Source organism: bacterium (genome assembly GCA_037131655.1).
In the GTDB taxonomy this organism is placed as follows: Bacteria; Armatimonadota; Fimbriimonadia; order Fimbriimonadales; family JBAXQP01; genus JBAXQP01.
The window spans coordinates 1-6,269 of sequence record JBAXQP010000166.1; the positions used below are offsets into that span (position 1 = coordinate 1).

Consider the following 6,269-nt stretch of genomic DNA (forward strand, 5'->3'; position numbering starts at 1 on the left):
GCATATAAAATCGGAAATTCGATAACCGAACAATTCTGTAGTGATATTGAAGTTTTATCCTGCGCTGAACCGATTTTCGAGACAATTCCCGGCTGGCAAAGCGATACTACCAAAGCACGCAAATGGAATGAACTCCCCACTAATGCAAGAGCCTATCTAGAGTTCATCTCGAATTATGTTGGCGTGCCTGTATCGATCGCTTCCATCGGTCCCGAGCGCACTGAGACCATTATTGCCCGACCAGAATTGCTTTGGGGATAACTTAGAATGTTCACCGGACTAATCGAAGAAGTCGGCAAAGTGTTTCAGATTCGCCAATCTGGCGATGCTGCACGGGTAACTGTCGAATGCCCTTTAATTGCCAAGGGAACTAATATCGGCGACAGCATCGCTATTAACGGCGTTTGCCTTACTGTTGTTTCGCTCGATACTGCTCTTCTCACCTTTGACGCCGTTCCTGAAACAATGCGTCGCACCAATCTTGGCCAGCTCCACACAGGTAGTCCTGTAAATCTCGAAAGAGCTCTCGCTGCCGGTCAACGGATGGGAGGACATTTCGTTCAAGGGCATATTGATGGCGTCGGCACAGTCGCTTCCGTCCGCAGTGAAGATAACGCGCATATATTCTTTATAAAAGCTTCAAAAGAGTTGATGCGATACATTGTTCCCAAAGGTTCGGTTGCAATAGATGGCGTAAGTCTTACAGTAGTCGATGTGGAGCCGAATCAGTTTTCAATGTGGATTATCCCTCATACTTTCGAGAATACCACCTTCAAAATCCGCCAAATCAACGACCTGGTGAACCTAGAAACTGACTTACTTGCAAAGTATGTTGAAAAGATGCTCTTAGGGAGCGATGAAGCAGAGAATGGCCTAAGCATTGAAAAGCTGAGGGACGCGGGGTATATTTAGGCTACAACAGAAATGATAGAGCCTAAAATAGAGAATTCTGACAACAACGGCGAATTTACATTCGCTACCATCAATGAAGCGCTTGAAGAGCTTCGCCAGGGGCGGATGCTTATAGTGACGGATGATCCCGACCGCGAGAATGAAGGCGACTTCATTATGGCCGCTGAAAAGGTCACTCCGGAAGCGATTAACTTCATGGCCATGTACGGCCGTGGTCTTATTTGTCTTCCCGCCACAAAAGAGCGTTTGCAAGAACTTGGCATCCCCCTTATGGTCAAGGAGAATACGGCCAAACTTGGCACCCCCATGACCGAAAGCATTGATGCAATCCACGGCACTTCGACGGGTATCTCGGCTTTTGATCGCGCCCATACTATTAAAGTTTTTGTGGATCCAAGTACCGACCCAGCGGAACTTTCACGCCCCGGCCATATCTTCCCTCTTCAAGCTGTTGACGGCGGAGTATTAAGGCGAGCCGGTCATACAGAAGCATCAGTCGATTTTTCACGGCTAGCCGGACTAAATCCCAGCGGTGTGCTTTGCGAGATTATGAATGAAGACGGCACGATGTCGAGAATGCCTGAACTCATCCAACTCGCTAAAAAATTCAATCTAAAAATCGCAACTATCACCGACCTCATCGAATACAGACGAAGAAACGAACGTCTTGTCCAAAAAGTAACGCCCCCAGTTAAACTGCCAACACGTTATGGTGACTTCTTTATTCACGGGTATGAGTGCTCCGTTGATCCCAATCCATACGTTGCCATTACGATGGGAGATTTGAAAAGCGGTGAGCCAACACTAGTCCGTGTCCATTCGAGTTGCATGACAGGCGATTTGCTTGAAAGCCTTCGCTGTGATTGCGGCGATCAGCTTCATCTCGCATTAGAAAGAATTTCTGAAGAAGGCCGAGGGGTTTTACTCTATATTAACCAGGAAGGCCGCGGAATAGGGATTTTAAATAAGATAAAAGCCTATTCTCTTCAAGATCAAGGTCAGGATACAGTAGAAGCAAATGAAAGCCTTGGTTTCAAAGCCGATCTTCGAGAATACGGCATCGGCGCGCAAATACTGGCTGACCTCGGACTAAAACAGATTCGTCTGATGACAAACAATCCAGCCAAAATCGCAGGGTTGGACGGGTATGGTCTGCATATCGTCGAGCATGTCCCACTAGTATCAAAACCTACCGAACATAATTTACGCTATCTAAACGCTAAACGAGATAAGCTTGGGCATTGGCTGAAATAGATTTTCGAGTTGGGAGAAAAAAATGACTAAAGTATATGAAGGCAAATTGATTGGAACTGGGTTTAAGGTTGGGATCGTAGTGAGCCGTTGGAACTCATTTGTTACCACTAAACTCTTGGAGGGTGCTCTCGATGCGCTTAAACGACATGAAGTCGATTTGAATGATGTCGAAGTCGCATGGGTTCCTGGAACATGGGAAGCTCCGCTTGCTGCTCAGGAATTTTCGCGGTCGAAGCGATTTGATGCAATTGTGTGCCTTGGCGCAATTTTGAAAGGCGATACACCTCACGCAGAATATCTTGCTTCACAAGTTAGCAAAGGACTTGCCCAAATCTCGCTTGAGACGGGAGTGCCGATTGCATGGGGAGTTCTAACTTGCGATACGATCGAACAGGCGGTTGAACGATCTGGCGTTAAAATGGGCAATAAAGGCGCAGAAGCGGCGACGAGCGCAATCGAAACAGTCCATGTCTTGAAGCAAATCCGTGATGGAGGTCGTACTTGAGAAAAGCGGCGCTTTTCACAATATTCTTTATCTTCGCTTTCATCGCATGCCTTCTTATATTAAATGCTGTCAACTTAGTCCCGAACTTTCTTGTCTCTAAAAACAAGAAAGAGGTTTTAGAACGTCTCGATTCCGCTTCTAAACAGTATCCACCTATTCCGGGCAGCGAAATTTTGGCTAAAGCTGCTGCCAAGATATCACCCTCTGTCGTCAATATCGAAATATCAGGACGTACTCAACCGCAAAGAGATTTCTTTGGAAGAGTCTTCCCACCCAATTTCGTCATCGGAAAAGGCTCAGGCGTGATCATTAGTCCCGACGGCTTCCTCGTTACTAATAACCATGTAGTCCAAGGCGCTGATACCATTAAGGTGAAACTTTCTGATGGACGTTCCTTTATTGGTAAAACTGTTGGTAGAGACCCAGATACCGACCTTGCAGTTGTAAAAATCTCTGGTTCAAACCTTCCTGCCGCTGAATTTGGCGACTCCGACACGCTTCAGGTAGCTCAGCAAGTAATTGCAGTGGGTAATCCGCTTGGATTCGAGAACACCGTCACCTCAGGAATCGTCAGCGCTCTTCATCGGAATTTTGAAGTTGCGCAGGAAAACCGATCCAGAAGTACTCGTTATGCCAATGTAATTCAAACCGATGCATCAATTAACCACGGCAATTCAGGTGGCGCTCTTGCGAATATCTACGGGCAACTAATCGGCATCAACGCTGTTATCGCAGGTGGGGGTGAAAATTCAGGCAGCATCGGAATCGGCTTCGCTATTCCAGTCAACACCGTTAAACGCATTACCCGTCAACTTATTCAATCAGGGCGAGTAACACGGCCATGGCTAGGAATTTTATACACTGAAACAGGGACAATTAAAGAACAACACCCTAGTGAGGTAGCTAATTTAGACGGATCTCCCAACGGCCTATTCGTAAGTGACGTTATTAGAAACAGTCCCGCTATGATAGCTGGCATACAGCCCAATGATGTAATTATCAGCTTCAACGATAAACCGGTAACCGATCGATGGGAATTTGCAACCCAACTTGAGAAGCTCGGAGTTGGAAAAACCATCATGCTTAAAATTTGGCGTGATGGAAAAGAAGTTCCAATTCAAATAAAACTAGGCAAACGTCCTGAGCAAATTCCTTCTTAGAACCTACTTCTGCTAATTATTATCTCCGCCAACTTTGCCTATTCCTGCGCTAACTGCTGAAATTAACGCTAAGGCTGTCGCTCGATGAATGTCCTCTTCAACAAACGCAGATCCCACCAGTGATTTTCGCTCTTCCGGCGTCACATAAACTGCCACAACAGTCACTAAAGGACGCTGACCAGCCCCTATCTGTTGGATAACCTGTTCGATAAGAAGCGTATGATCCCTCGGAAGAATCTTGAGCAATGCACTCGCAGTTACCTGGGCAACCAATTCAAGCGCTTGTTCAGGTCTCGGAGGACCACTTAAAGAACTCGCATATGTCTGTGCGCCTGATTTAATTTGAATGCTGGCTGTCGCCGCTATATCCTCGGTGACATAAGTTAAAGCCAGAAGCTCAATAGGACTTGATTGGGATAAGGGTTTAGGAGGCTCAACCTTTGGACGAGAGCGAACAGGTTCTTGCAGAAGGTATTCCTGCTCATTTTCAGCATTGATTTTCATCGACATACATTCTTTGCTTGCCAGGTTGATCAAGTTATCAATAGTTGCCGCATAGTGAACGTGTTCCCGTTCACGTGTTCTCTTACCCCCAAAATAACCGTAGGTCGCCGACACACTGATATCAACGCTGGCAAGATGAATCATGCTGATATCACGCGATATTCGGCTTGCCATTAATGCAGCCTCATCGCTTCGGCGAATAGTCGTAATAGCAAATTCATCTCCACCATACCGACAAACCATATCCTGAGAAGTGTCAGCCGCTTCTTTGATGACCTGTGCAACTTTCTGCAAAACATGGTCGCCCGTTAAGTGACCAAATCTTTTATTAAACATACCAAAACGGTCAAGGTCGAAAAATATAATGGTGATTTCGCGGCCGGATGCCAACGCATCGATAGACCACTCTCGAAGGGTATCTGCCCAGGGCAATTGAGTGAGCGGATCGTATGAACGGCCAAGCTCAAGCAGCAAATCGGAAGCTGAGACAATACCGACAAGACGGTGATTTTCCAATACGGCCAATCGGTGAATATTCGTTTTTGATAGCATTTCCGCGACTTGCTTAAGAGGCATGTCAGGATGGCTCGTCGTCAATTCAGTTAACATGACATCGCCAACCAGCGTTTCTTCAGGCACGCCTAATACCTGCTGATATTCGAGAAAACCAACAAGATCATCCCCCTTCAATACCGGCAACCCGCCGATATCGTGTCCTTTAAAGAGGATGATTGCGGTTTTAATCGTGTGATCAGGATTAACCCAGATAGCCGGATGGCTCATTACGTCGCGAATAGTTTTCATATTGCTTTTAGATGTGCAATTCTAATGCCAATAAGATCAGGCACGCCATCGACTCAACTAATAATACCGTGACTGCGATGTTTAATTTCCTATCCAATAACAGGTTAATTTTACCGGTTATACACCTTTGTGTTAGATACATTATTGGCTGTTTGACACCGTAAAACCTCTATTCCACCCAAAATCTAGTAGGTATGCTAGGAGTTTGGTGGAGTATTAACTCGGTCATATCACTTATTCTTCTTTTAGTAACGATATTGCTGTTCGTCCGGCAACCAATGTCCCGGCTGTATAGCCAAGTCCGACTAAGCAAAATGATCTTCCCCCGAAAAAACGGACACCAGTATACTAGTAGAGGGAAGACTAATGAAGAGATATTCGGAAGAGTTCAAGAAAGAAGCCGTTCGTTTGGCAATTGAGGGCGGGATGAGTCAATCCCGAGTGGCTCGTGATCTGGGGGTGAACATCAACTCGCTCATCAGTTGGATTAGGAAGGCGAAGACCACCCGTGGCGGGGAGGTCAGGGAGACATTCGAGCAGGAGAACCGGCGTTTACGGCGGGAACTGGCAATCGTCACTGAGGAGCGAGACATCATAAAAAAAGCGCTGGGTATCTTCTCGAAGGAACTGCGATGAGATACCAGTTTATGCAAGCGCATGACAAACAGTTCCGAATAGGAACGATGAGCAGGGTTCTGCGGGTGTCCAGGAGTGGGTACTACTGCTGGTGCGATCGTCCTGCAAGCAAAAGGGCGAAGGAGAACGAAAAGCTCCTTCTTAGGATAGAGACTGCCCACAAGGACAGCAAGAAGCGCTACGGCAGTCCGCGTATTCACCAGCAACTCGTCAAGGACGGGGTTGCCTGTAGCCGAGGGCGCGTGGCCAGACTGATGAGAGAGGCGGGAATTCGCGCCAAGCAAAAGCGAAAGTTCGTGCTCACCACTGCCTCAAACCATGATCTTCCGGTGGCGGAGAACCTACTCAATCGGCAATTTGACGTTGCAACGCTCAATACCGTATGGACAGCGGATATTACATATGTGCCGACAGAAGAAGGATGGCTGTATCTGGGTGTGGTGATGGACTTGTGTTCCAAAGGGATCGCCGGATGGTCCATGGATGAGCGGATG

General features: G+C 46.9%; 8 protein-coding genes. 7 read left to right on the forward strand and 1 reads right to left on the reverse strand.

The genetic code is table 11. The features are described from left to right. The 5 genes from WCO51_08540 to WCO51_08560 all read left to right on the forward strand — a co-directional run. On the forward strand, window positions 1-261 hold a 261-nt coding region (locus tag WCO51_08540; GenBank protein ID MEI6513305.1), incomplete at its 5' end, for an adenylosuccinate synthetase. A gap of 6 nt (window positions 262-267) precedes the next feature. Then, window positions 268-912, forward strand: coding sequence for a riboflavin synthase (locus WCO51_08545; GenBank protein MEI6513306.1), 645 nt, complete (start codon window positions 268-270; stop codon window positions 910-912). Between the two features lie 12 nt (window positions 913-924). Then, window positions 925-2,166 carry a bifunctional 3,4-dihydroxy-2-butanone-4-phosphate synthase/GTP cyclohydrolase II gene (locus WCO51_08550; protein ID MEI6513307.1) on the forward strand — a complete coding sequence of 414 codons (1,242 nt, stop codon included), beginning with the start codon at window positions 925-927 and terminating at the stop codon, window positions 2,164-2,166. A 22-nt stretch (window positions 2,167-2,188) separates the two neighbouring features. Then, window positions 2,189-2,671, forward strand: a complete 483-nt coding sequence (gene ribE / locus WCO51_08555) for a 6,7-dimethyl-8-ribityllumazine synthase (GenBank protein ID MEI6513308.1) — start codon at window positions 2,189-2,191, stop codon at window positions 2,669-2,671. Next, window positions 2,668-3,831: a trypsin-like peptidase domain-containing protein gene (locus WCO51_08560; GenBank protein MEI6513309.1), complete on the forward strand. Its 1,164-nt coding sequence runs from the start codon at window positions 2,668-2,670 to the stop codon at window positions 3,829-3,831. Before ribE ends, WCO51_08560 begins: the two co-directional genes overlap by 4 nt. Window positions 3,832-3,843: 12 nt before the next feature. Here WCO51_08560 and WCO51_08565 read toward each other — a convergent pair whose 3' ends face one another. Then, entirely contained in the window at window positions 3,844-5,139 is a 1,296-nt protein-coding gene (locus WCO51_08565) for a GGDEF domain-containing protein (protein MEI6513310.1), read from the reverse strand. A 366-nt stretch (window positions 5,140-5,505) separates the two neighbouring features. Here WCO51_08565 and WCO51_08570 point away from each other — a divergent pair, with 366 nt between their 5' ends. Continuing rightward, window positions 5,506-5,775, forward strand: coding sequence for a transposase (locus tag WCO51_08570; protein ID MEI6513311.1), 270 nt, complete (start codon window positions 5,506-5,508; stop codon window positions 5,773-5,775). Continuing rightward, on the forward strand, window positions 5,772-6,269 hold a 498-nt coding region (locus WCO51_08575), incomplete at its 3' end, for an IS3 family transposase (protein MEI6513312.1). The genes WCO51_08570 and WCO51_08575, both read left to right, overlap by 4 nt.

Coding starts and splice junctions, on each gene's coding strand:
- WCO51_08565 (MEI6513310.1), bottom strand. CDS start 5,139: ATGAAAACTATTCGCGACGTAATGAGCCATCCGGCTATCTGGGTTAAT.
- WCO51_08545 (MEI6513306.1), top strand. CDS start 268: ATGTTCACCGGACTAATCGAAGAAGTCGGCAAAGTGTTTCAGATTCGC.
- WCO51_08570 (MEI6513311.1), top strand. CDS start 5,506: ATGAAGAGATATTCGGAAGAGTTCAAGAAAGAAGCCGTTCGTTTGGCA.
- WCO51_08550 (MEI6513307.1), top strand. CDS start 925: ATGATAGAGCCTAAAATAGAGAATTCTGACAACAACGGCGAATTTACA.
- ribE (MEI6513308.1), top strand. CDS start 2,189: ATGACTAAAGTATATGAAGGCAAATTGATTGGAACTGGGTTTAAGGTT.